This is a genomic window from Wolbachia endosymbiont (group B) of Pammene fasciana (genome assembly GCF_947251495.1).
Classification (GTDB): domain Bacteria; phylum Pseudomonadota; class Alphaproteobacteria; order Rickettsiales; family Anaplasmataceae; genus Wolbachia.
Genome location: NZ_OX366360.1, coordinates 139,506 through 163,383, shown reverse-complemented (window position 1 = coordinate 163,383; position 23,878 = coordinate 139,506). Strand labels below are relative to the sequence as shown.

The window sequence follows — 23,878 nt, the reverse complement described above, 5'->3', positions numbered from 1 at the left end:
TAAAATCAAGTTCTATCTAGTATAGAAGTTCTGACAATGTGATGTATCTGTAACTGAAAAATGATTTGTAAATTTAGCATCATAAGTATAGTAGGAAGGTTTTGAATCTTCTACAAAATCACTACTATAAATGCTAGTTCCACTTTCTGAATGGCATGCAAAGATTTGTTTTGTGCTTTCATTTGCAAGAAGTTTGTAGTACTGAGATAATATGTTATCAAGCGACTTAGTAAGTTTATCATCTATTGATACATTTTCTGATAAGTAATATTCTAATGAAAAATTTTTTTTAATATCTTTTGGAATATAATCTTCAACAAAACTGCATATTCTAAAAATATTAGAAGTTTGTTCCAGATTATTGCTAATTTGTTTATCGAGAATGGTAAGCAATTTTAATATTGATAACAATATAGAAACACTTCCATGGAACATTATTTCAATATTTTTCATAGTTAAACTTTTTCCTGATATGAGGTCCATACAGATAATTGACAGTGTGATGTTCATTAATATAATAACATTGAGGTTTTTTTGTTTATAGTTAGCATTAGTTAACATTACAAAGATATTACTTAAAATATTAAGTATAATGCTAAAATTTACATTAGTCAACTACTATTTATATTTTAAGAAATGTAGCAAAACAAAAGACATATAATATATTTCTTACTCGATAAAGTAATATACCAAAGTACAATCTGATGCTTTGCCATGTTTGACCCTAGATTACATAAGGATTTTTGCAAATACTTTTACTTGCTGCCTCAGACTTTCTACTAGACTCCACTCAGTATTTGTAAGTGCTGTAGGCACATTTTCTAATGGTGATAAAATGTCACGCTTAAAAAGATCAAGCGCACGACCATCACTGAATGCACTTTTTACAGATGTAAATGCCACTTTCAATGCTGTGTATATATCTTCTAATGGTGATAAAACGTTATGTTTAACAAGATTAAGCACACGATTATCACTCAGTACATTCTCTAGTGGTAATAGAATGTCACGTTTAAAAAGATCGAGCGCACGACCATCACTGAATGCACTTTTTACAGATGTAAATGCCACTTTCAATGCTGTATATACCTCCTCTATATACATATATACTTCTTTAAGAGCTATGGCCGGAGCAGAAAATATGTCATAGCGTTTGAATAGCAGATAGCATGCTTTTAGAGCTGCAACTGCAATAAATAAACCAATAGCTGCAGGTACTGCAAAGGGGAAACAAACTATCAAATAAGGCAATAATAATAGGGCTAAAGCAGTAAAAGTATAGACTGAAACGTAGCGTAATGCCAGTAGAACCAAAGTAATAAGGGCACCAGCTGTGAGGGAAGGTACACTAGATGTTGCTAGAATTACAATAGCAGTAATGCCGGCTGTGCAAAATAATATGTCTGTTTTGTTAAATAAATTTCTCATTGTGTTTTCTCCTAATAATTAAAGTTAGTGATCAATATATTAATAATAGCATAAAATATTAAAGATTTCAACTAATTTGTTAAAACAAGTAAATAAAGAGATTAAGAATGGTGCCTAAAACAGATTTTCTATGAGAAAATTTGTATTTGTTAAGATATACGTTAGAGGGAAAACGTAATCAGCTATAGCTAATCAAGGAAAGGTTCCTCAAAGAGGACATAGATGTTTAATCATATTATTAAGCAATAGAAGTTGGCTATGTTTCACAGATCGAAAAGAAGGGCTCAAGAGAAACAACCAGAAATAAAAACAGAAGTGATATGTGAAAAGAATAGTGAAAAAGAAATAGAGGAAAAGAAACAGTATTTTACCAATTTAAAGAATTATTCAATAAGTCAGAGTATACCTCAAAAGCTAACATCCCCGCAAATATTGAAATAAGTGTTTCTTTTGTGATTAAAAAAACATTGCATCTAGAGTATCTGCCATAAGTGATAATTTTGTGCTTTCATCATAGAGATTGTTTTCACTAGCCAATAATTTCTCACTAATTTGTGGATAAAGTTTAGAAACGTACTTCTCATAGCATTTATCTAGGCATTCTTGGTCTGTACGTTTTGTTTTGTAGGAATGGCATTTCTCCTTACATTGATTATATCTAAATTCAATCCCTTTCTCTTTGTTTGATGCTTGTTGTTCCATAATATTCTTCAATTTAAATAATGTTAATATTAGCATACAAATATGAACATTATGCTAATATCATTACTTTTTAGGTATGCATAGCAAATTTATGCCTGGAAATAGTTTTTCCTACACTTTCTTTATAAAAATCACAGGCGCCTGTTATTAGCTAAAGTAAAGGTCAAGTATCTGGAATTCTGGACATAAAATCCTCCTGTATAAAAAGATTAGAAAAAAACACAGCGCACATATGACAGATGTGTGTATACGCTGAAAAAGATACGCTACGTTTTTTATTGAAAAGTTAATTGAAAGTCTGCAGACAAATTTGAGCTCTTAAAATATCTCTAACTTTAATTATAATTAGATTGAAAATACGCGGAAGTAATTTTTTTTGACAATAGATTTCTTTCATAACCAGTCGTCATCCCAGCTGGGATCCAATAAGAAAACCGCGCTGGAATTTTTGAATTCCAGTTATGCAAGGAATCTAATATCATGGAGTTTTCAAACACTAACAACCAAGTACTTTAATAAGGCAAAAAGCTTATCTAAGAGAGTAGGCCTTGCAATTGTATCAATAGTGGTGGGATTGGTAGGACTCGAACCTACGACCAATTCGTTATGAGCGAACTGCTCTAACCGACTGAGCTACAATCCCTTTTACTAACACTTATAATACACACAAAAGGAAATTTGTCTACTCGCTTATTTCACTATCAACCCAACTGTGTAAATCATTTATTGCGCCAATTTTGCGTGCAATTTCCTTACCATCTTGAAATATGATTAAAGTAGGTATAGATTGAACTCCATACTTACTTGGCACCTCAGTTTCTCCATCTATGTCAAACTTACAGATTTTGATCTTGTCTTTTCTATCCTTGGCTAACTGCTCGATACGTGGCATCAGACTTTTGCATGGTCCACACCATTCTGCCCAAAAATCTACCAGCACAAATCCTTTGTGGTTAGCAACTTCAGATTCGAAATTTTGATCATTTACCGCTTTAATATCATCACTCATAAAATACCTAAATTTTTATAAATATAGCGTATCAATTAACAGCTGATCAACTAAATTTTTCTGGATTCAAGTGAAGTGATTACATATGATGATTAAAGATATCTACACTCCCCCAACCCATTGAATCTAGCTCAATACGAGTAGAAAGAAATTCAAAGCACTTTTCGGCTAATTCTTTTCTATTTTCACGTTCTAGCATTAAATCTAGCTTTTCCTTTATTTTATGGAGATATAAAACATCAGATGCAGCATAACTTTTTTGCTTGTCTGTTAAATTTTCATTTCCCCAATCAGAAGATTGTTGTTGCTTATTTAATTTTATATCAAGTAGTTCTAAGCACAACTCTTTTAAGCTATGATTATCTGTGTAGGTGCGAACTAAACGTGAGGCTATTTTCGTGCAATAGCAAGGCAGTGCCCAAATTTGCAGGTAGTAATGTATTATACTCACATCAAACCGCGCAAAGTGAAATATTTTGGTTATATTTTTATCCTCTAATATTTTTCTCAAATTTGGAGCTGTATAATCGTTTTTGAATTGAACTAAGTGAGCGTTGCCATCATTGAAAGAGAGCTGAACAAGGCATAATCTATCTCTGCTATGCAGTAGCCCCATTGCCTCTGTATCAACAGCTATAGATTTTATATCATTCGGTATTGCACTGGCTGGCAGGTCGTCCTTATATATAAATATTCTCATAAATTTAATATGTTTTATGACACATACAATAATCAAAAATGAGTTTTAAGTATACGAAAAGATCATAGAAAATTGGCTCTCATGATTTTCATGCATGTAGGGTTTACAAATTGTAATATGTACCTATAATTAGAAGTAGAATCTAAGCAGAATTTAACTGCGGGAGTAGCTCAGTTGGTAGAGCGCAACCTTGCCAAGGTTGAGGTCGAGGGTTCGAACCCCTTCTCCCGCTCTTTAATTTTAACATAAAAAATTTCCTTCCCCTATTAAACTAGTTCAGCTATACTAAAAGTAGCTAAAAGCTTTTTAGAAAATTATTATTTAGGAGGATTATATGGACAACAAGACTAAACCAATGTTATTTATCTTAGGTACAGATATACCAATAGGAGCACTTACAGGCTTAGCGCTCAGTTTTACAGCTCTGTCACCTTTGGTGATGGGTGGAATTATTGCTGCGGTTCCGGCAGCCTTACTTGCATGTCGGATAATCTCTAATGGAAGACTCTCCAAAGAAGTCTTTTTTCGGACTGCTTGTTCTTGTTCTGTAGGTACTGCAATTGGAGTTGGTCTTGCTGCAGCTGCAACTGCTGTTTTCCCTGGTGCAATGCTTGGAATGGGATCGGCAGCTTTAGCAGGTGCGGTGATAGCACCCATAGCAGTAATCGCAGGGGTATTTGTAACAGTTTGTGTTATTGAACCAATAGCTGAAAAAGTGAATGATTATATTATATCACCTATAGTTGAGCGTTTTTCTTCAAAAGGGGAAGAGAAAGCTATATAATAATCAATTGACGTTAGCATTTAGTTTTCTTTATAATTTCCTTTGTGAAAGAACAAAAATGCTTATTTGTAACGATAGCTGGTTTGCCAAATGCTGGAAAGTCAACGCTAATTAACAGCATCGTAGGCAAGAAAATTGCAATTGTCACCCCTAAAGTGCAGACAACAAGGACGCAGGTAAGGGGTGTTGCTATATGCAACAATGCGCAAATTGTTTTTACTGACTCTCCAGGAGTGTTTTCAGCAGAAACAAATCTTGAAAAAGCTTTAGTCAAATCTGCATGGGGAGCAGTTAAGGATAGTGACATTACTTTGTTGCTTGTTGATGTAAACAATTACCTAAAAAATATAGAAAGAATAAAAACGATATTTGCACGACTGGAGCGCACAAAAGGCAGATGCATTTTGGTTATCAATAAAACTGATTTAGTAAAGAAATCAGAGCTCAAGATGGCACATGAGCACCTAAATTTGCTTTATAAGTTTGAAAAAATTTTTACGATCTCGGCACTGAAGAATGATGGACTTTCTGATCTGACTAGTTACTTGTCTGAAATTGCACCGATAGGCCCTTGGTTTTATGAAAAAGATCAAATAACTGATTCCTCAGCTGATTTTTTATCAGCGGAAATTACGAGAGAAAAGTTATTCTTGAACCTACGTGAAGAATTGCCATACTCTACAGCTGTTATAACTGAACAATTTGAGGAAAAAAAAGATAAGAGTTTAGTCATAAAACAGATCATATTTGTATTGAAAGATAATCATAAGAAAATAGTGCTAGGAAAAGACGGCAGTAGCATAAAAAAAATTAATATCGAGGCACGTACAGAATTGGAAAAGTTATTTGAGTGTAAAGTTCATCTCTTTTTGTTCGTAAAAGTGCGACCTTGGACTGATCGCCCTGAGGAATATATAAGTAATGCTTAATTCTTTGTTGGTATTTGATATTGAAACTATACCAGATGTAAATTCCTGCAAGAATTTACTAAATATTAGTGATGATAGCAGTGTAGAAGAAAAGAGGAACGCATTAACAAAATATCATCTTGAAATAACAAACGGGCAAAACTCTTTTCTGCGTCAGCCCTTCCACCTTGTTGTAGTCATTAGTTTTTTACTTTGTAATATAACACGCCAGAGCGGTTATGAAATGTTCACACTACAAGAAATAAGATCTGGAGGCACAGTAAACTCGAATGAAAAAGAGCTAGTAAAGGGATTTTTTAACTACATATCAGAGAAAAAGCCAAGACTAGTTTCGTTCAATGGACGCACTTTTGATATACCGGTACTGAAGTACCGTGCTATGGTTCATGGCATTCAAGCAGAATATTTTCACAAAGCTGGCGATAAGTGGAATAGTTACAATCAGAGGTACAGTAGTGATTGGCATTGTGATTTGCTTGAATCTCTCTCTGATTTTGGAGCTTCTGCAAGAATGAAGATGAACGAAGTTTGCGCAGCATTTAATCTTCCCGGTAAGATTGGAGTTGATGGTTCACAAGTTATGGACTTATATGATAGTGGCAAAATACAAGAGATTCGCGATTATTGTGAAACAGATGTGATTAACACTTATTTGATTTATTTGAGGTTTATGCATCATCAAGGAAGAATTACTACAGAAAGCTATAATAAGAGCATAGAAGAACTGCTTTTAGAATGCGAAAAAAAAGAACACCTAAAGAAATTTAAAGAAGAATGGAAAATAACTTCTGGTGAAAATTTTTATATTGAATTTAAATGAATAGATGCTACAGAGCAATCTAATGATTGCTCTGTATAGTAGTTATAAACTCCTTGTAGTAGAAAAGACATTTTGATGTGCCCTTTGCTTAACTTCTGCTTGTTCAAGCTTAGAAAAATTTTCTAAGTTTTTATCTTGGTATTCCTTTTTTACTTTCTCGAAAAAATTTTGTCCACCAAGAATATAATTACCTAAATTAGCAGCATAATATTGAGCATTACCTAAAACTGCACAGTTAATTCGACTTAATATTCTCGAAGGGTAATAAAAGAGAGAAACGTTATTGTTCGATCGGAAATCTTTTTCATCCATTATTTTAATGGCTTCATGATAACCATCTATTTGATGAACAAAATATCCTTCAGGTACTGATATTCTCAATTGTGCACCTACATGAGCATAACCACAAATACCAGGTGATACCGCTGGTACTGGGTCTTGTCTATGTTGAGTTACTCTAATGGTTTTTTCTTGAAGAACATCATTATAAAATTCACTAGCAGTAAGATCAAAAACTCGTGGATCACCAAAAGTTGCAACATGAACATCTTCAGCTCCTTCTGTTTTATTTTAGCAGCATAATATTGAGCATTACCTAAAACTGCACAGTTAATTCGACTTAATATTCTCGAAGGGTAATAAAAGAGAGAAACGTTATTGTTCGATCGGAAATCTTTTTCATCCATTATTTTAATGGCTTCATGATAACCATCTATTTGATGAACAAAATATCCTTCAGGTACTGATATTCTCAATTGTGCACCTACATGAGCATAACCACAAATACCAGGTGATACCGCTGGTACTGGGTCTTGTCTATGTTGAGTTACTCTAATGGTTTTTTCTTGAAGAACATCATTATAAAATTCACTAGCAGTAAGATCAAAAACTCGTGGATCACCAAAAGTTGCAACATGAACATCTTCAGCTCCTTCTGTTTTATTGAGGCATAAAGCAGCTATCTTAGCAATAGCTCCTCCCATACTGTGACCTGTGAGATTAATTTTAAAATCCTTGATTTCTGATCCCTGTTTTTCAGCATGAGATTTCAAAATGCCATACAGATTAGGCCATGAATCCATAAATGAATTATAGAAACCACAATGAATTCTTCCACCTTCAGGTAAAAATTCCGAAGTAGCAAAAAGTACATTTATATCAGTAATTCCATCATTAAAACTCTGGCTCAGACGAGTACCATGGTAGGCTATTGTTATTTCTTTACCTTTTATAAAAACGTGACCAGCATCTTTTTCAAAGCTATTACCAAATGGAATAATTTCATAACCTTCGCTGATGAGTTCAGCTCTAGTTTTATACATTTTTTCAGTAGATGGAACAATTTCAAAATCTTCTACAATTTCAAATTCAGTTTTGTATACTCTTTGAGCTAGGTTGTTACATCTTTTTTTACTTAATTTACCATCATCATCGCCATAGCTTATCTTGCAGAAATTACCCATTTCTAATAATTTCTCTCTATCAAATCCTGCAATTTTTACAATACTTTCATCTATTTTATAGTCAGAAGGTAAAGAACATGGCTCATTTGGATCAGCACGATTTATAAATTCATAATCTTCAATGATCTCAAATTCATCGTCATATTCTTTCATCTCGTATTTGCCATCATCTACTGAAATAGAGTCTGGCTGTTCAGTATTACCTGGCTCTGAGCCTGTAGCAGCACCTGTAGTGCTAAACCAATTGCGTAAAAAACTAAAATCCATAAGTACCCCAATCTATCAAAAATAAAACAATAATCTACCAACTATAATACAAATTAATATTATTGTCAACAATTTATATTAATAATTTAATCTTTTTATGCTTTTACTTTGAGTAAATTTTACTTCCATAGAATAAGTATAGAGTTATAATACACTAACAAGCAAACCTCTGTACTAAATTTTGGTTAATATACACGTTGAGCGTATTAAGAAAGTTGCTTTTAAAGTATTGCATTTTACCTTTATTTTCGCTATAAGGTTGCTTTAAGTTGGATTTTCAACACCTTTATACTATTTATGTTATGATTTTAAAATTTTTTGGGGGCACTTCATGAAAAAATCTATTTATACTAGAACTGCTCTAGCTTCTCTATTGACTTTATGTTCTTTCAGTGGCTTTGCTGCTGACTTTTCTGACGAGAGTATGAAGGAAGTAAAAAAGCAAGAGAGTAACGAGTCAATCAAAACTTCTGGAAAGATGGAAGTGATGAAGACGTCAAATAAGAAACTAAAAGAAAAAATGGACAGGATATGTAATGCTGATCCAAGAAAAAAAGCCGAGGAGCTTAAGAAAAAAGAAGAACTAAGATTAGCAGCTGAGCAGAAGAAAAAAGAGGAGTTAAAATTAGCAGCTGAACAAAAGAAGAAAAAAGAAGAGTTAAAATTAGTAGCAAAACAAAAGAAAAAAGATGAAATTAGGCTAGCAAAAGAGAAAAAAGCAAAGCTTATAGAGGATTCAAAGGCGAAAGCTCTAAGCACTAAAAATTCTAATGTAGAAAAGTCAAAAATTAAGGGTTCTAAAACTAAGAATGCTAAAATTGAAGCTAAAGATATAAAAAAGGATGTAAAAGTTGTTAACAGCAATACAGAGGAAAAAGGTAAGGCAAGTCCTGTTGTTTCAGTTGGTGGGGTTGATATTATCAATACCAATCAAGGGGATGGTTTAAGAATAACTTTCGGTGGCGTTGTTGATTCTCAAGGTTATGGTAACCATGGGCTAAGTGGCTATAACCATTATAATGTTATGCCAGGTAAATCTACAGATTATTTTAACAATACTCCAGATAGTATAAAAGGAGCAAATCCAATATTTCCTAAAGGGATAGGGAATATTGGTGATTACAGTGAAAACATGGGCATGATTTCAGATGCAATATTGCACTTAAGAGCTGAAAATAAAAATGAGGATATTGGTCTTCGTTATGGTGCCGATGTACAATTCCATGTTCCAGTTACTGAAGGTAAAGGAGCTTCACAAGGCGTGAATGCTGCAAGAGGTAGAAGTGCACATGTGTTTTTGAATTCAAAATATGGTGATCTGAAACTTGGTTATCAGTTTGGTCCTGAGTCTCTGATGAGACTTGATGCAACAAGAATTGCAACTGTTGATGGAGCTGCAGATAGTGACTGGTTCAGAAAAGTAAACTTAGAAGGAAGTGCTGCAAACTTCCCATTTTACGTAACACCACGTCTTTACACTGAAAGCTTCTCGAGCGAGAGCGAAAAACTCTCCTTCCGTATGGCAGGAAAATACAACAAAGACGTTATGACCACATTGCCGTTTAGAGCTGCTTACTACTCACCAAATTATATGGGTGCAAGATTTGGTCTTAGCTACTCACCTCGCTATGATAGTGGTTTATCCGTTGTAAAAGAAATAGATTCAGTTCTTTCTAAAAATGCTCAAAAGCAAGATGAGGTAAAGCATAAGGAAACGTTAAGACATGTTGGACCAGATTACGAGCATATAGTAAGCGCTGGTGCATCATATGAATATGACTTTAGTAAACATAATATAAAAGTTAAAACTTCCGTAGTTGGTGAATATGGGTTTTCAAAGCAACCGAGTAAAGATAAGCACCTTTATAATGAGTTCATAGAATACAATAATCTGGCAGGCATTAATTTGGGTGCAAGCGCTGATTATAAGATTGATGAAGATCAAAGTGTAAAATTCGCTGCTTCTTTTGCATATTTAGGCAAATCTGGTCAACCTAAGAGTATCAAGGAACTCGACCTTGCTTCAAAAGAATATAAAGAGACTACTGATATTGCTAGAAAAAATGGCTTAAAGCAATTTAATGATAACAATACCATGTATTGGACTGCAGGTGCTGGTTATCAATATGATAACATCTACACAAGCGTGACATACTTTGGTAGCAGAATGAGTGATAAAGATATGCTTCATGATGTTGCACTTGGTGTTCAGTATGATCTATCTTCTTGCAATAAGAGCAAATTTGTTCCTTATGCAGCCTTACATTATTTTATGACTGATGAAAAAGGTGCGCTGAAAGATAAAAATAATGCTGATGTACCTTCCAACAAAGGAATTCTTCTCCTCACTGGTGTGAAGTTTTCTTTCTAATTTGTTCTAGTAATACACACCACAACTTGAATGTGGTGTGTATCTTATCTGTTAGCATTTACTCATCGATCAAATAAACATAAGCCAGTGCGTAATAAACTCTACGAGTATTTATTTTATTCACACAATAAGTAATGTCATCCCAGTCACAGCTGTACGAAAATTGTGGCAATTTGCATAGTAAATGGTGTCATCCCAGTGCTTGACACTGGGATCCATTTTTCCATCATCATCAGAAACGTTGTATTTTAACATTACTTTTATACTCGTAAATTTAACTGGATGCCAATAGTCTGGGCGCTGGCATGACACCCTATGGCTACTCAGATAATGGATATAATCCCTTACCTATCGAACGTTTTCAAATTCAATCAATTAAGCAGTATGCAAACCAAACTAAAAAACCATTTAACTGGAGAATTACTTACCATCGCTACTTGCTGGAAATTAACACTTGTAAGTGGAGAAGTAATGGGATTTACTGACTATGATGAAGATTTAAATCTCAATAATGTATTCTATAAATCTTCAAGCGGTTTTATAGCCAGCAGTATAATATTAAATAGCGATTTGAGAACTGATAATTTAGAAATTGAAGGAATATTAAATAGTGCTGATATTAAAGAAAAAGATGTTTTATCAGGAAGGTATGACTTTGCAAATATTGAAATATTTCTTGTGAATTATAAAGATTTGAGTCAGGGAATTATGAATTTGCATGCAGGAACTTTTGGTAAAGTAACATTAAATAGTGGGAGGTTTATCGCTGAAATTAGAGGTCTTGCGACAAAGCTTGAGAGAAGCATAACAGAGCTATATTCTCCTGTATGCAGGGCACAATTTTGCGATGATAGATGTAAAGCTGATGCTAAAAAGTTTAGTAGAATGAGCACAATTACTAAAGTGATAGATGAAAGAAGATTTGAAGACACTAATTTAATCGAAAGTGATGGATATTATAAGCACGGAGTGGTAAAATTCTTTAGTTCAGCAACATTTGAAGTTGTAGTTAAAGAATACAAAAATAAAGTAGTTACATTATTTGCTTCTCCTCCATATCAAATTTCTACCGGAGATAAATATTCGATACTTGCAGGTTGTGATAAAGCGTTTTTAACGTGCAAAAACAAGTTTAACAATACTGTGAATTTCCGTGGCGAACCATATATACCAGTTGTTTAGCAGCATAATTTTTAATATTATGAATAACTATGGAAAGGTGGCTGAGCGGTCTAAAGCACACGCTTGGAAAGCGTGCACATATGAAAATATGTCGGGGGTTCGAATCCCCCCTTTTCCGCACATTATTTCTAGTGTAACATAGGATTTTCCGTTTTGTTCTTAAACCGCAATAACCATAGCACTTCAGCTCCGCAATTTTTCAGAGTCATCTACGTCAATAAAAGAATAGAGTTATCAAGTTGCAGAGCCTTCTTGATTTTTGATGATGAAGAGTAGTTGTTATCATAGAAATACATCCAGTAGCCAGCATACCTTCCTTATTCCTAATGATGTCTTGCAATACGTCTGTGTCATTTCTCCCTAAAAGCTAATACTAGTATATACTCAATCTATCATAATCCGTCAATACAATTCTTTATTGAAAATTTTAGGAAAATATTGTATAATTATTAGTAGATTTCGGTAAAATTTATGGCTGATTCAAGCATTAATATTAGTGAAAAAGTTTTAAAAAGCCTTGCTCGTTTAGCTAAAGTAAAGAATCAATCAGCTCAAGAGCTAGCAGAGCAATTTATACAAGAAGCAATTGAAAATGAAGAAGATATGGCAATAGCCAAACTCGCTATTCAACGTGACACTCGAAATGCAAAATTCATCAGGCATGAAGACATCAACTGGTGATAAGTATTTAATCTGCTATGAGGAAAATGTAGTTCACAAAGACATTCCAAATCTTCCAAAGACAATATGGTCAAGGATAAAAGAAATTGTAAAAGAGCGTCTTACACTTTCTCCTGAAAAGGCAGGAGATCCCTTGCTCGGTGAGTTCAAAGGACATCGTAGAATACGATCTGGTGATTATCGTTTGGTTTATAGGATAAGTAAATTAGAACGTACAGTAATAATTACTGCAATAGAGCATAGAGAATACATCTATAAAAGTTAGAACCTTCCTATAAGCATTGTATATTTCATTATACAGCCCTCTTTCCTCTTCACCTTAGGTGGCTTTGCTCAGCTCAAAAATAACTCATTTTTTGACTATACCCCTATAATTTTACTACTCTACAGAGACAGCTACTATAAAATAGGCTCTAATAACGAATTAGAGATCACCGTTACAAAGAATAGGAACCGGAAAGGTTACAGTAAGTTAATACTGGAAGGATATTAGTATGGAGCCTCAGATTCGTAAATGTCTTTTCTGTGTTTTATTGAAACACTTCATACTTTGCAGCATTTACATGATACGATAATCGCCAGTTCTCAGTCTTCTGTATCCTTTGAGTTTGTAACAAAACGATTCACCAAAATCAATTGGATTAACTGTAAGTCGCTCTTTTACTATCTCTTCAACTCTTAACTTTATTGTTTTTGGAAAAGCTCTTCTTACCAACATTTTTCAGGAATTTAATCTTATCGCGCTTTAGTCCCACCTATAGTAGTAAGATTATCTACTTATTATTGTATGGGAATTTACCAATTATTAAGATAATCAGTGTAGTAAAAACATATTCTAATAGTATGGAAAAATAAAATGATACCTGAACAATCTATAAAAAATGGCGTTATAAATTTACATAATTTTCCTAACAACACAATAGGTGAGCTTATCGATTGTTTAAAAACAAGAGACGATATCAAAGAATTTGCTTTTGAAGATGATGATACTGATCATAGTATACAATCTATACAATATAGAAAAGGTAGAAATATTAGTAATAATATGAAACTTAGGTGTATAAGTGTAGGAATTGGTTTAGTTGCTGGTCTAGTTGCAGCATGTTGTTTAGGGCAAGAAACTTTAGCTCTTATCGGTGTTTCTGGTGTAGTGTTAATTGCATTTGCTATAGTTGGTACATTACTTGGAGCTGGAGCGGGTTATGTTGTAGGTAAATGCCTTGATAAAATTAAGGTTACAAATATGCAAAGAGAAATAAATTGTTAAAGGTTCGTGTTGTATTCTGAATTTCTTTCAATACTTAAAGATTTACAATCAGAGCAAACTACCTGGCCACGTGGAACTGATTTCAGCTCATCAGTTGAAACTTTACTTGAGCAGAATATGCATTTTATTTTATCACTTGGGGCGAGTGAGTGATCAACAGCAATTCTATCATCAAAAACAAAACACTCGCCTTCCCAATTACCACTTTTATTACCAGTTTTTTCAAGATAGGAAAGAATACCGCCTTTAAGATGGTAAACATCTTTAAATCCAAGGCTTTTCATATATGCTGTAGATTTCTCACATCTGATTCCACCAGTACAGTACATAGCTACTTTCAGGTCTTTACTCTCAGAAAATGACTCTGCCCACTGAGGAAAATCGCGAAAACGTTGAGTATGTGGGTTAATTGCATTTTTAAACTTGCCTAGTTTTACTTCGTACTCGTTTCGTGTGTCTATTACTAAAACATCGGGTTGAGAGATAAAATCATCCCAATGTTCTGGATCAACGTACTGGCCTCTAACGGAAGTACCGAGATTACTTACACCAAGATTCACAATTTCTCTTTTTAATCTCACTTTCATCTTACTAAATGGTTGATATTCTGCCGAGCTCTTTTTCCAAGTAAGACCTTTTAGCCTGTCATCAGAACGTAGAAAATCAAGTATTTTATCAATTGCGTTTCTTTCTCCAGATACAGTTGCATTAATACCCTCTTCTGCAAGGAGTATAGTGCCTTTTAATTCAACGTTGTCGCATGCAACTTTTATTTCGTCTTTCATGTCATAATAATTAGAGAGTTTTACAAAATGATAGAAAGTTGCAATGACAAAACTCATAATTAATTAGTTTATCGATTTGAAACATAATATATAAAATTATGAAGATATTCAATAGGGCGGCTGTTAATTACTGGATATCTTTAGTTTTTGCATATAACATTTTAATATCAAATATAGATTCAAGTTAATGTTTCTGAGAGTATTTAAAAATATATTCTTGTTTTTAGTAAGTGTATTATTTGTCTGCCCTATAATATCGTTAATATCGATTCTATTTACAGAATCAGCAAACTCTGGATGGGTAATTAGTAGACTTTTTCCTGAATATATACTCAATACGTTGATTTTGATGGTAGGAGTAGGGTTAATATCCTTTATATTTGGAGTAATTCCAGCTTGGCTTACTACATTTTTTTCGTTTCCCGGAAGTAGAATTTTTGAGATTGCCTTATTCTTTCCGATATCAATTCCTGGATATATAGTATCGTTTGTTTATGTAAACACGTTAGAGTTTTCAGGTCCAATTCAGAGCTTGTTAAGAGATACTTTTCAATTGAGCAAAGGTGACTATTGGTTTCCTGAAATAAAATCTCTAGCTGGTGGAATATTAGTAATGGGATTTAGTCTATATCCATACGTTTATATGTTGGTCCGCTCAAGTCTAAAGAGCGTTAGTAACTCAGTCACTATTGCATCAACACTTGGGTTCTCCTCATTACAGAGTCTGTTTTCTGTCATCATACCCTCCATACGTCCATCAATTATAGCTGGGTTATCCTTGGTACTAATGGAAGTAATTACGGATTTCGGCACACCACAGTTTCTTGCTATCGATACTTTCACGACAGGAATATACCGTACTTGGTTTTTATTGCATGACAAATATTCAACTACTGTTTTGGCAGTTGCAGAACTGATTTTCGTTGCAACACTAATAGTTATCGAGAAAAAACTACAAAAAAGAGAAATATCTTACTCTTCAATCAATACTAATGCAGATTATCACAATAAACGTAGTATAAACGGTTCTATATCGTTGATCTTTTCTTATCTTATGTGTTTATTGCCGATATTAATAGGCTTTATTTTACCAATGATTCCACTTATATATTGGAGCATAGAGAAAGGCTTTTTCATATACGAAGCAAGATTTTATAATATAATAACAAACAGTATTAGTTTATCATTTATTACCGCGCTAATCTCGATCAGCATTGCAATAATTATTGGATATACAGCACGTAAAAATAAGGTAATAAGCAATATAGCACGTCTCATTTCTCTTGGATATGCAATTCCAAATGCAATTATTGCAATTAGCATAATAATGTTTTTAAGCAGAATATCTTCTTTCATTACTCAATATATTGTAGAAATTAGCTTGGTAGGAACTATTGGCGCATTAGTTTACTCATATTTATTTCGTTTTTTTGCTATATCTTTCAAGGCGATAGAGTCGGGACTCAAAAAAACACCAAATGAAATTGAATGGACTGCATATACTATGGGTCATGGGCCTATTTCCACGTGCCTGAATATTCATATTCCCCTTATCAAGAAAAGCATACTATCGGGATTTCTGCTCGTGTTTATGGATACGGTAAAAGAACTCACGGCAACACTAATTATCAGACCATTTAATTTTGAAACTATATCAACTAGAGTATATGAACTTGTCAGCGATGAGCGTTACAGAGAAGCTGCCCCATTTTCGTTAATGATAGTTATTATAGGTTTAACCTCTACAATAATCTTATTCACACTTGATGATAAGAATCAAAAATAAACTATTTTGCATCTGTTCAGCAGAGTAACAAAATAAGATAGACGAAAAAAGACAACTATAGAAGCAAATGGTCAGTGCTTTCATGTTTATCAACTTAGTTGGATCTCAGTATCAGCTACTCGGATGACATTATGGAAGCTCAAATGACAAGACAAGAAGCATTGGTTTCAGATGCACTTGAACAAATACACTATCTTGATAATCAATGAGGTCTAGTGTTAACGTATGGACTGTCTAAGGAAAAGGGTGGTATCATAACATCAAAGGTTTTTATGCTCTCTTCGTTCAGAAATTCATATTTACCCTGCATTATTCCTGATGGTGTATTTAAGTATGTTCCACTTGTATATTTGAATACCTCTCCAGATTTTATTACAGGTTGTTCTCCAATAACACCAACTCCGGCAATTTCATTTATTTTGCCCTTATGATCTATTATTTGCCAATAGCGACTTAATAATTGAATGGTTGATGAACTTTTGTTTTTTATCTTAACATTATACATCCATACGTAACAATTTTCATAAGGAATGGATTGCTCTTCAATGTAAATTGGCAAAACTGTAACTTCAACAGAATTAGTAATAAGTGTGTATTTCATGGTCATCGTAAAGTGTTCATGATAAAAGTTTAACACACTTCAATTATACACTTTTTTCATAGATTTTCCAAGCATATTATCGTACTCTAACTAGGAAATATTAATCTACATGATGAACAAAACAGATCCACTGGATAAAAAAGTGATAGGAATAATAGGAAGTGGGCAATTAGGTAAAATGACTGCTATCGCTGCAATAAAACTTAGGCACAAAACGCATATTTTTGCCAGTACTAAAAACGATCCAGCTTGTTCTGTTGCTGATGATTTAACAATAGCAGACTTCTGTGATAAGAGGGCACTTGAATCTTTTGCACAGAGTGTGGATTTAGTCACTATTGAGTCTGAAAATATTCCATGTAGTGCAATTGATATTGTGTCGCAGCATACAGATTTTTATCCAGGTAAAAAGGCGTTACACATTTCGCAAAATAGGCTGAGAGAGAAAGATTTTATTAGAGATTTAAGCATAAAAACTGCTGATTACAAAAGTATACAAAATTATAATCAGCTACTAGAAAGTAGTGAAACTTTTAGCTATCCAGTGAGGCTAAAAACAACAGAAATGGGTTATGATGGAAAAGGACAATATGTGATTGAAAATGATTCTGAACTGAAGCAATTTGCTTCCTTCGATTGGAATAAAGAGTACATTCTTGAAGCAAGTGTTGATTTACTGAAAGAGGTTTCAATAGTCGTTGCAAGAGATAAAAACGGTAAAGTAGCTTTTTTTCCTATAGCAGAGAATCACCACGTTGACGGAATACTTAATACTTCAATAGCACCAGCTAAAATAGATAATAAATTAGCCCAAGAGGTACAAAAAACTGCAGAGAAAATAGCAACTGCACTTGATGTAGTAGGAATTCTAGCTATTGAATTTTTCATCACTCAAAATCATGAATTACTAGTTAATGAACTGGCCCCAAGACCCCACAATTCTTGCCACTGGAGCTTGGATGCATGCAACGTTAGTCAATTCGAGCAGCTAGTTAGGATAATATGCGGTCTATCTATGCAGGAAGTAGTATTACGCTTTCCTTGCATGACAAAAAATATAATAGGTAATGATATATATAATTCTCACAAATATTTGAGCAACGAAAAAGCTAGTTTAACTATATATGGGAAAAAAGAGGTTAGGGACAAGCGTAAAATGGGACATGTCAATATAGATTTAAGTTATTGAGCTATAAATGCTCTTTGATCAAGATCTCCAAGATCTGCACTATATTTAGTGCTGCACCTTTGCGTAGATTATCAGCTACTATCCACATATTTAATCCGTGTTTAACGGTATCGTCTTTTCTAATACGCGATATGTATACGGCATCCTCTTGCACAACATCAACCTGAGTCATATATTCACCATCTTTGCGCTTATCTTGCACTAAAACTCCATCGTCTTCACTGAGCATTTCACGAGCTTCTTCTTCAGTTATATGCTGATCAAATTCTACATTTACTGCTATAGCATGACCAACAAGAACAGGTACTCGGACACAAGTTGCAGTTACTTTTATATCCTCTTCTAAAATTTTTTTTGCCTCCTCTTGCATTTTCCACTCCTCTTTTGTAGAACCATCTTCCATGAACTCTCCTATATGAGGAATGCAATTAAATGCTATTTGCTTAGGAAATATTTCAGGTTTTTTAGCTTCATTCATAAAGATTTTTTTTGTCTGATTGTAAAGCTCATCCATTGCTGCTTTACCTACACCAGAAGTTGATTGATAAGTTGAAGCAACGATTCTCTTTATTTTTGCTTTTTGGTGTAATAAATGTAATGCCAGCAACATTTGTATTGTAGTACAATTTGGATTAGATATTATGTTATGGTTTTTATACTCCGTAATTTTATCTTTGTTGATCTCTGGAATAACTAGTGGCACGCCTTCTTTCATCCTAAAATGAGAGGTATTATCTACGACAATACATCCAGCTTCAGTTGCAATCGGTACGTATCTCTCGGAAACATGAGACCCAGCACAGAAAATTGCTATATTAATTCCAACAAAATCGTAGTTCTCAAGGTCTAAGACAGTTAATTCTTCATCGCCGAAACTTACCTTTTTTCCCTCTGATTTTTTTGATGCAAAAGCAACAACAGAATCTATCAAAATCTTTCCCTCTTTTTGAAACTCAGCAAGTATGCTCAACACCTCATACCCTACTCTTCCTGTTGCTCCAATAACTGCAATCTTACATCCCATATAAATAAACCTTTGATTCTAAAGCTATATTATATTTTTACTGATAAAATTTACAATTACTTTAATATTTTTACCTTGCAATTAACCATAATTTAGTTATAATTATAAGATACTAGTAATATTGCATGGTAGAATGAAATGAGTAAAAAACATGATGACACTAAGGTCAAATCTGTAGTATCTGCATTTCAAAAGCCTGAAAAAGTCAATAGATTAGAGATTCAAGATGTTCTTTCGAAAAAAAGCAAGCCAGCGATAAATTTTGATGATAAAAAGTATGGTGTAAAAATTCCTAAGACAGATCAGTATCTATCAAATAAAAAGCAAGAACCTTTCAGACTAAAGGATTTTTTAAGTTCAATACCAATAATAGGAAGATTTTTAGTGAAAATTTTCACGCCTGAAAAAGAAGAGTATAAAAAACTGCAATCGCAAATAGGTCTTTCTAATAAAGCAAAAAATGAGATCTACATAGATAATAAACGCACAGAAGAAGTAGGTAGCAAACTTGAGAATGGTAATATTGAACAAGTAGATAAAGAGAAAAAAAATCTTGGCCCATAAATATTAACCATTTAAAGTGTATCTCTCACTACTGAATTTGTTGCACAGAAGTTTTGCAGTACCAAAATAAATAAATGGGTATGCCACTTGCAGTGAACAGGCTCGAAATCAGCAGAGTACCTACAGGGGTTTCTAATATCACCCAACAACAAAAGGTTGTTGCTATGCTACCAATTAAAAGCTTATAACAACTCCTCTCCTGTATAATAACCTTTAGAAAGGCAAAACAGCACGCAAGATAAACGAACAAAAATGAAATTACAGAAAAGTCAATAATCGACGTAATCTGCTGGGCAAAATTGTTGTTTGAAGTGAGAATTAGTAAAATTGCAGTTCCAATTGAACTAACTGTTATTCCCCAAAAAGGAGAGCCATGCTTGTTCCTTTTAGCAAAGAATTTTGGCATTAGTCTATCTTCTGCAAGACCAAAAGCAACTTGTCCACTAGATAAAACCCAAGCGTTTAGACTGCCAACACAAAAAATGAATGCAACTATAGAAACAATTAAATGCCAATTACCAGAAAACATAATTTTTATCGCATCAACATATGGTGCTCTTGAACTTGCTAAATTGTTGCCATTGATCAATCCCATAATTGCAAAATTGTTGATAAAATATATAACAGCAACACAAACTGTGCCAAGCACCACAGCTTTTGGTATAGTTTTAGCTGGATTATCAACTGACCCTGCAGGTGCTGTTGCCAATTCAAGTCCAATAAAACACCATAAAGTAAGGAGTGTAGAGCGGGCAAGAATTTGCGATGTTGTAAGACTTAATATTTCTTCACTTATGATAAAATTATTTCTATCGAAAAAAAACAACGCTGCTACAGGTATTGCAAGCAATACAGCAACCTTCACAACCGTGAGCAGAAACTCAACGTGCCCTGCAGTAGCTATTCCCCTTAAATTTATTAATGTAATGATTGTAAATAACAACAGCTCTAAAAATAAACGCATACTTTTGATATCTTCATGGAAAAATGGTGTAAGATAGCCAACACCCACAACTATTAAAGCTGTTGTACTAACCCATGAGATTACCCAATATGTCCAACCAACAAAGAACGCTGCAGCAGGACCAAAAGTATGTTTCACATAAACGTGAGGACCTCCTGTTTCTGGAAACTTTGCACATAGCGTAGCAAAAACTAGCGCAAGAGACACAGCACCAGCTCCTGATATCATCCAACTTATAAGGCTATAAGCGCCATATGGAGCAAGGCTAATTGGAAGCATAAAAACCCCAGAGCCGATCTGACTACTAATGACTAAAGCAAAAACAGCCCAAAAACCTATTTTATTTGACACAATACCTCTTAATTCTATTAATGTAAGCCAGTAGTATAGCTTAAGAATTTTAGCAAATAAAAAATTTAAGTTAAGTTTTTAGTTTATGATACCAAAGTAGATAAATAAGTGTTCCGCTTAAAGGGAATAGACTTGATATTAACAATGTTTTTATAGAAGTCTCGTATATTACCCAACAGCAAAAAGATACAGCCACACCTCCAATTAAAAATTTGCAGTAGCTTTTGTCTTGTATATTAACTTTGAGAAAAGCAAGGCTACATGCTAAGTAGATAAACAAAAATGACACCACAGAGATATCAATTATTGAAGTTACTTGCTCAGCAAAACTTTTGTTTGACGTTAGGATAAGTAAAACTAACACCCCCAAAGTACTGAGTATTATTCCCCATAATGGAGCATCATGCTTATTTTTTTTGCCAAAAAATTGCGGCATTAACTTGTCTTTTGCAAGGCCTAAGGTGACCTGTCCATCAGCTAAAAACCAAGCATTTAAATTACTTACAGAAACGATAAAGGCAACAACAGAAATAATTAAATGCCAATTACCTGGAAACATAATTTTTATCGCATCAACATATGGTGCTTTTGAACTAGCTAGGTCATTACAACTTATCAATCCCATAATTGAAAGACTATTGATGAAATATATCACAGCAACACAGACTGTTCCAAGCACTATAGCCCTTGGTATTGTTTTAGAGGGATTATTGACATATCCTGCAGGTGCCGTTGCTGATTCAAGTCCAATAAAACACCATAGAGTAAGGAGTGTAGAACGAGCAAGAGTTTGTGATATTGTAAAGTTTGATACTTCCTCACTTACAATAAAATTATTTTTATCAAAGAAAAACAACCCTGCGATAGGTATTGCGAGAAGTGCAATAATTTTAACAATGGTCAGCAGAAGCTCAACATGCCCAGCAGTAGTTACTCCCCTTAAGTTTATTAGCATAATAGCTAAAATTAATGTTATTTCTAAAAGCAAACGTATATCTTGTATATCATTATGAAAAAGCGGGGCTAAATAACCGATACTTGCAATCGTTACAGCAGTTGAGCTAACCCACGAACTTACCCAATATGTCCAACCAACAAAAAAAGCTGCTGTAGAACCAAAAGCATGTTTCACATAAATATGAGGACCGCCCGTTTCTGGAAATTTTGCGCAGAGTGAAGCAAAAACTAAAGCAAGAGATATAGCACCAAATCCTGATATAATCCAGCTTATGAGGCTATAAGCGCCGTATGGCGCAAGGCTAATTGGGAGCATAAAAATTCCAGAGCCGATTTGGCTACTGATCACCAAGGCGAAAATAGCCAAAAAGCCTATTTTATTTGACACGACAATGTTTAATTTTTATCTGAATATATTAACAATATAGCTGAAGCTCGAAAATTTCAATTGATCTTTTTTGTATAAAAATTTGCATTTTTTTAATTTAAGCATATAATGAGAAGTATATTAATAGGTTATTAAGAAGTGGTTTATGAATCCGAGGTTAAAAACATTTTTGGTTGTTTGTGGGTATGTTCTATTAGTTGGTGCTGCTATTGGAGCAATTTTTTTATTTGACTACTTACTTGAGATCTTTATTGATGCGCTTTATGCATTCCTTCTTGCCAAAACTTCAAGTGAGGTGTTAGCTGTTTTTGGAACACTTGCAGTTTTACTTGCCACTTGTGTTTTGTGCTACGGACTGCATAAGCTCTGTTCTATTTTTACAGAAAAGATTACAAGTAGCTATCAATCTTTCAAAAATGAAAATAGTGATGATAACATTTTTTCTGAAGTATATAATGACCCGACAATAGGGTTGAAAGATAAGATTTTATTTTTTTCTATATACTCAATATATTGTATCCAATTACCATTTTTGTATTGTTCATCGAAGATATCAGAGCTTAGCAGAACATTATCAAATAGTAGAGCGTTGGGTCTTAGAATATGTTTAGTGCTTATTAATACTATATTATTGATCCCAGTAGCACTTCTTGAGTTAATAAAGTATCCATTAATAAAGCTCTTCTCGCCTCTGGGTTTAAGTGTAAAGCAAATGAGCTTTTTGTTTAATGTAAGTGATGTAGGTACTGGTAATCAGAATGTTCATACTAGAAGTTTTGAGCAAAGTGTTATTGAGTGTGCCAAAAAATTAAAGGAAGAATATGGGACTCCGTCAAATGAGCTGGATGAAGAGTTTAAAAACTATATAGGCGGTTTGACAAATCAGCAGAAAGAACTGATAGCGCCTTATTTGAAGGTAGATAATTATAGAGAAGGAGAATGGGTAAGGTGGGTAGATTCCAAAACCGGACTGACATTAACACAGGCCATAAATCTAGTTTTAATTGCAGCAACAAAGCAAAATGCAGATGTAGAGCTGTTGAAATCCATATTGCTGGTTCGTTTTGAGGAAAGTAATCGCCAATGTGGTCCTGGAATGCTTAATCGTATCATTTATGCATTAAGTGGCCTTGAAGCAGAAAATAATTTTGCAGCTCAACTAGAGCCTCAGATAATAGGAGAATTGGCCGGTAATGCTACTAAAAGATTTCTTGAGAGATCTGTAGATAAGCACTACTTTAAAATAAAAATTTTAAAAGAAAATTTTGATGACTTATATTCGCTAGGTTCTGAAGTGGATTTGAGCAATGCAAATGATGAAGTAAAGGATGGAATTTCTCATATGAGAAGTGCTATAAAAGAATTTGTATTTAAAGAGTTATATGTGAAGTTTTATAATGACTATGGAGAACATATTCGTAGAGGACAGATAAAACAAAAGCTAAGGGAATTAATAACAGGTGAAGTCGTAGATGCAGCAATATATGGTAAGATAGATGAAGTAGCAATACCTGCAGAACCATCCACTTGCCTTGAAAGAGTGAAAGCATTTTTGGGAAATATAGCAAGGTTTTCTGCTGCTTAGCACGCCTCTAGAGTTTACTAAACTTTGATTGTGAGTTAGGTATGAAGCTAAAAATTGGTATTTACGATTAACTCACAGCAA

Annotated in this window: 25 protein-coding genes, 3 tRNA genes and 1 pseudogene; 15 read left to right on the top strand and 14 right to left on the bottom strand. The window is 33.8% G+C overall.

Going from position 1 to position 23,878, the window contains the following annotated elements:
• Positions 1–12: 12 nt before the first annotated feature.
• Positions 13–483 carry a hypothetical protein gene (locus tag OPR29_RS00760; RefSeq protein ID WP_265025284.1) on the bottom strand — a complete coding sequence of 157 codons (471 nt, stop codon included), beginning with the start codon at positions 481–483 and terminating at the stop codon, positions 13–15.
• A gap of 246 nt (positions 484–729) precedes the next feature.
• On the bottom strand, positions 730–1,428 hold the full coding sequence (locus tag OPR29_RS00755; protein WP_265025283.1) for a hypothetical protein: 699 nt from the start codon (positions 1,426–1,428) through the stop codon (positions 730–732).
• 258 nt (positions 1,429–1,686) lie between these two features.
• On the opposite strand from OPR29_RS00755, the gene OPR29_RS00750 reads away from it, so the two are divergent.
• On the top strand, positions 1,687–1,869 hold the full coding sequence (locus OPR29_RS00750; protein ID WP_265025282.1) for a hypothetical protein: 183 nt from the start codon (positions 1,687–1,689) through the stop codon (positions 1,867–1,869).
• A 15-nt stretch (positions 1,870–1,884) separates the two neighbouring features.
• Here OPR29_RS00750 and OPR29_RS00745 read toward each other — a convergent pair whose 3' ends face one another.
• From OPR29_RS00745 to OPR29_RS00730, 4 genes are all read right to left on the bottom strand, one after another.
• The gene (locus tag OPR29_RS00745) at positions 1,885–2,130 is read right to left on the bottom strand and encodes a hypothetical protein (RefSeq protein WP_265025281.1); all 246 of its coding nucleotides are present in this window, start codon (positions 2,128–2,130) and stop codon (positions 1,885–1,887) included.
• 566 nt (positions 2,131–2,696) lie between these two features.
• Positions 2,697–2,773 (bottom strand) — tRNA-Ile (locus OPR29_RS00740).
• A 39-nt stretch (positions 2,774–2,812) separates the two neighbouring features.
• On the bottom strand, positions 2,813–3,139 hold the full coding sequence (gene trxA / locus OPR29_RS00735) for a thioredoxin (RefSeq protein ID WP_064085368.1): 327 nt from the start codon (positions 3,137–3,139) through the stop codon (positions 2,813–2,815).
• 79 nt (positions 3,140–3,218) lie between these two features.
• Positions 3,219–3,839: a ribonuclease D gene (locus OPR29_RS00730; protein WP_265025280.1), complete on the bottom strand. Its 621-nt coding sequence runs from the start codon at positions 3,837–3,839 to the stop codon at positions 3,219–3,221.
• Between the two features lie 159 nt (positions 3,840–3,998).
• On the opposite strand from OPR29_RS00730, the gene OPR29_RS00725 reads away from it, so the two are divergent.
• From OPR29_RS00725 to OPR29_RS00710, 4 genes are all read left to right on the top strand, one after another.
• Positions 3,999–4,071 (top strand) — tRNA-Gly (locus OPR29_RS00725).
• A 102-nt stretch (positions 4,072–4,173) separates the two neighbouring features.
• Positions 4,174–4,623 (top strand): hypothetical protein, encoded by a 450-nt coding sequence (locus tag OPR29_RS00720; protein ID WP_019236723.1) that lies wholly within the window; start codon positions 4,174–4,176, stop codon positions 4,621–4,623.
• A gap of 44 nt (positions 4,624–4,667) precedes the next feature.
• Positions 4,668–5,552 (top strand): GTPase Era, encoded by an 885-nt coding sequence (gene era / locus OPR29_RS00715; protein WP_052264868.1) that lies wholly within the window; start codon positions 4,668–4,670, stop codon positions 5,550–5,552.
• On the top strand, positions 5,545–6,372 hold the full coding sequence (locus tag OPR29_RS00710; RefSeq protein WP_019236725.1) for a 3'-5' exonuclease: 828 nt from the start codon (positions 5,545–5,547) through the stop codon (positions 6,370–6,372). Before era ends, OPR29_RS00710 begins: the two co-directional genes overlap by 8 nt.
• A 42-nt stretch (positions 6,373–6,414) precedes the next feature.
• On the opposite strand, the pseudogene OPR29_RS00705 reads toward OPR29_RS00710, so the two are convergent.
• Together OPR29_RS00705 and OPR29_RS00700 are read right to left on the bottom strand one after the other, a co-directional pair.
• Positions 6,415–6,867 (bottom strand): annotated as a pseudogene (locus tag OPR29_RS00705) (lipase family protein); the annotation flags it as partial.
• Positions 6,825–8,102 carry a lipase family protein gene (locus tag OPR29_RS00700; protein ID WP_265025278.1) on the bottom strand — a complete coding sequence of 426 codons (1,278 nt, stop codon included), beginning with the start codon at positions 8,100–8,102 and terminating at the stop codon, positions 6,825–6,827. The gene OPR29_RS00700 and the pseudogene OPR29_RS00705, both read right to left, overlap by 43 nt.
• Positions 8,103–8,433: 331 nt before the next feature.
• Here OPR29_RS00700 and OPR29_RS00695 point away from each other — a divergent pair, with 331 nt between their 5' ends.
• The 5 genes from OPR29_RS00695 to OPR29_RS00675 all read left to right on the top strand — a co-directional run bounded on the left by OPR29_RS00695 (position 8,434) and on the right by OPR29_RS00675 (position 12,601).
• A complete protein-coding gene (locus OPR29_RS00695; protein WP_265025277.1) occupies positions 8,434–10,473 on the top strand; it encodes a WD0745 family porin in 2,040 nt (679 codons plus the stop codon).
• A gap of 384 nt (positions 10,474–10,857) precedes the next feature.
• Positions 10,858–11,655, top strand: coding sequence for a DUF2163 domain-containing protein (locus OPR29_RS00690; RefSeq protein ID WP_213863801.1), 798 nt, complete (start codon positions 10,858–10,860; stop codon positions 11,653–11,655).
• 31 nt (positions 11,656–11,686) lie between these two features.
• A tRNA-Ser gene (locus tag OPR29_RS00685) sits at positions 11,687–11,773 on the top strand.
• 353 nt (positions 11,774–12,126) lie between these two features.
• Positions 12,127–12,336: a DUF6290 family protein gene (locus tag OPR29_RS00680; RefSeq protein ID WP_265025276.1), complete on the top strand. Its 210-nt coding sequence runs from the start codon at positions 12,127–12,129 to the stop codon at positions 12,334–12,336.
• The gene (locus OPR29_RS00675; protein ID WP_264376037.1) at positions 12,299–12,601 is read left to right on the top strand and encodes a type II toxin-antitoxin system RelE family toxin; all 303 of its coding nucleotides are present in this window, start codon (positions 12,299–12,301) and stop codon (positions 12,599–12,601) included. Before OPR29_RS00680 ends, OPR29_RS00675 begins: the two co-directional genes overlap by 38 nt.
• Before the next feature lie 294 nt (positions 12,602–12,895).
• On the opposite strand, the gene OPR29_RS00670 is transcribed toward OPR29_RS00675, so the two are convergent.
• The gene (locus OPR29_RS00670; RefSeq protein WP_019236727.1) at positions 12,896–13,054 is read right to left on the bottom strand and encodes a type II toxin-antitoxin system RelE family toxin; all 159 of its coding nucleotides are present in this window, start codon (positions 13,052–13,054) and stop codon (positions 12,896–12,898) included.
• A 138-nt stretch (positions 13,055–13,192) separates the two neighbouring features.
• On the opposite strand from OPR29_RS00670, the gene OPR29_RS00665 reads away from it, so the two are divergent.
• Positions 13,193–13,603, top strand: coding sequence for a hypothetical protein (locus OPR29_RS00665; RefSeq protein WP_265025275.1), 411 nt, complete (start codon positions 13,193–13,195; stop codon positions 13,601–13,603).
• Here the strand turns inward: OPR29_RS00665 and trhO are convergent.
• A complete protein-coding gene (gene trhO / locus OPR29_RS00660) occupies positions 13,600–14,445 on the bottom strand; it encodes an oxygen-dependent tRNA uridine(34) hydroxylase TrhO (RefSeq protein ID WP_265025274.1) in 846 nt (281 codons plus the stop codon). The two genes, OPR29_RS00665 and trhO, sit on opposite strands and share 4 nt — an antisense overlap.
• Positions 14,446–14,575: 130 nt before the next feature.
• Between trhO and OPR29_RS00655 the strand changes: the two genes are divergently transcribed.
• Positions 14,576–16,174, top strand: coding sequence for an ABC transporter permease (locus OPR29_RS00655; protein ID WP_265025273.1), 1,599 nt, complete (start codon positions 14,576–14,578; stop codon positions 16,172–16,174).
• Positions 16,175–16,376: 202 nt separating this feature from the next.
• On the opposite strand, the gene apaG is transcribed toward OPR29_RS00655, so the two are convergent.
• Positions 16,377–16,781: a Co2+/Mg2+ efflux protein ApaG gene (gene apaG, locus OPR29_RS00650; protein WP_039950787.1), complete on the bottom strand. Its 405-nt coding sequence runs from the start codon at positions 16,779–16,781 to the stop codon at positions 16,377–16,379.
• 106 nt (positions 16,782–16,887) lie between these two features.
• Between apaG and OPR29_RS00645 the strand changes: the two genes are divergently transcribed.
• Complete coding sequence (locus OPR29_RS00645; protein WP_265025444.1) at positions 16,888–17,964, top strand: 5-(carboxyamino)imidazole ribonucleotide synthase; 1,077 nt, start codon at positions 16,888–16,890, stop codon at positions 17,962–17,964.
• A 1-nt stretch (position 17,965) separates the two neighbouring features.
• Here OPR29_RS00645 and OPR29_RS00640 read toward each other — a convergent pair whose 3' ends face one another.
• A complete protein-coding gene (locus OPR29_RS00640) occupies positions 17,966–18,988 on the bottom strand; it encodes an aspartate-semialdehyde dehydrogenase (protein ID WP_265025272.1) in 1,023 nt (340 codons plus the stop codon).
• A gap of 138 nt (positions 18,989–19,126) precedes the next feature.
• On the opposite strand from OPR29_RS00640, the gene OPR29_RS00635 reads away from it, so the two are divergent.
• Positions 19,127–19,552 (top strand): hypothetical protein, encoded by a 426-nt coding sequence (locus OPR29_RS00635; RefSeq protein WP_017532207.1) that lies wholly within the window; start codon positions 19,127–19,129, stop codon positions 19,550–19,552.
• A 28-nt stretch (positions 19,553–19,580) separates the two neighbouring features.
• On the opposite strand, the gene OPR29_RS00630 is transcribed toward OPR29_RS00635, so the two are convergent.
• Positions 19,581–20,867, bottom strand: coding sequence for an APC family permease (locus OPR29_RS00630; protein WP_149168684.1), 1,287 nt, complete (start codon positions 20,865–20,867; stop codon positions 19,581–19,583).
• A 70-nt stretch (positions 20,868–20,937) separates the two neighbouring features.
• Positions 20,938–22,212, bottom strand: coding sequence for an APC family permease (locus OPR29_RS00625; protein WP_265025271.1), 1,275 nt, complete (start codon positions 22,210–22,212; stop codon positions 20,938–20,940).
• Between the two features lie 145 nt (positions 22,213–22,357).
• Here OPR29_RS00625 and OPR29_RS00620 point away from each other — a divergent pair, with 145 nt between their 5' ends.
• Positions 22,358–23,797, top strand: coding sequence for a hypothetical protein (locus OPR29_RS00620; RefSeq protein WP_265025270.1), 1,440 nt, complete (start codon positions 22,358–22,360; stop codon positions 23,795–23,797).
• Positions 23,798–23,878: the final 81 nt, after the last annotated feature.

Coding starts and splice junctions, on each gene's coding strand:
- trhO (WP_265025274.1), bottom strand. CDS start 14,445: ATGAGTTTTGTCATTGCAACTTTCTATCATTTTGTAAAACTCTCTAAT.
- OPR29_RS00675 (WP_264376037.1), top strand. CDS start 12,299: ATGCAAAATTCATCAGGCATGAAGACATCAACTGGTGATAAGTATTTA.
- OPR29_RS00655 (WP_265025273.1), top strand. CDS start 14,576: ATGTTTCTGAGAGTATTTAAAAATATATTCTTGTTTTTAGTAAGTGTA.
- OPR29_RS00670 (WP_019236727.1), bottom strand. CDS start 13,054: ATGTTGGTAAGAAGAGCTTTTCCAAAAACAATAAAGTTAAGAGTTGAA.
- OPR29_RS00710 (WP_019236725.1), top strand. CDS start 5,545: ATGCTTAATTCTTTGTTGGTATTTGATATTGAAACTATACCAGATGTA.
- OPR29_RS00620 (WP_265025270.1), top strand. CDS start 22,358: ATGAATCCGAGGTTAAAAACATTTTTGGTTGTTTGTGGGTATGTTCTA.
- OPR29_RS00640 (WP_265025272.1), bottom strand. CDS start 18,988: ATGGGATGTAAGATTGCAGTTATTGGAGCAACAGGAAGAGTAGGGTAT.
- OPR29_RS00695 (WP_265025277.1), top strand. CDS start 8,434: ATGAAAAAATCTATTTATACTAGAACTGCTCTAGCTTCTCTATTGACT.
- OPR29_RS00680 (WP_265025276.1), top strand. CDS start 12,127: ATGGCTGATTCAAGCATTAATATTAGTGAAAAAGTTTTAAAAAGCCTT.
- OPR29_RS00690 (WP_213863801.1), top strand. CDS start 10,858: ATGCAAACCAAACTAAAAAACCATTTAACTGGAGAATTACTTACCATC.
- OPR29_RS00755 (WP_265025283.1), bottom strand. CDS start 1,428: ATGAGAAATTTATTTAACAAAACAGACATATTATTTTGCACAGCCGGC.
- OPR29_RS00745 (WP_265025281.1), bottom strand. CDS start 2,130: ATGGAACAACAAGCATCAAACAAAGAGAAAGGGATTGAATTTAGATAT.
- trxA (WP_064085368.1), bottom strand. CDS start 3,139: ATGAGTGATGATATTAAAGCGGTAAATGATCAAAATTTCGAATCTGAA.
- OPR29_RS00720 (WP_019236723.1), top strand. CDS start 4,174: ATGGACAACAAGACTAAACCAATGTTATTTATCTTAGGTACAGATATA.
- OPR29_RS00750 (WP_265025282.1), top strand. CDS start 1,687: ATGTTTCACAGATCGAAAAGAAGGGCTCAAGAGAAACAACCAGAAATA.
- OPR29_RS00645 (WP_265025444.1), top strand. CDS start 16,888: ATGAACAAAACAGATCCACTGGATAAAAAAGTGATAGGAATAATAGGA.
- OPR29_RS00760 (WP_265025284.1), bottom strand. CDS start 483: ATGGACCTCATATCAGGAAAAAGTTTAACTATGAAAAATATTGAAATA.
- OPR29_RS00635 (WP_017532207.1), top strand. CDS start 19,127: ATGAGTAAAAAACATGATGACACTAAGGTCAAATCTGTAGTATCTGCA.
- OPR29_RS00730 (WP_265025280.1), bottom strand. CDS start 3,839: ATGAGAATATTTATATATAAGGACGACCTGCCAGCCAGTGCAATACCG.
- apaG (WP_039950787.1), bottom strand. CDS start 16,781: ATGACCATGAAATACACACTTATTACTAATTCTGTTGAAGTTACAGTT.
- OPR29_RS00665 (WP_265025275.1), top strand. CDS start 13,193: ATGATACCTGAACAATCTATAAAAAATGGCGTTATAAATTTACATAAT.
- OPR29_RS00700 (WP_265025278.1), bottom strand. CDS start 8,102: ATGGATTTTAGTTTTTTACGCAATTGGTTTAGCACTACAGGTGCTGCT.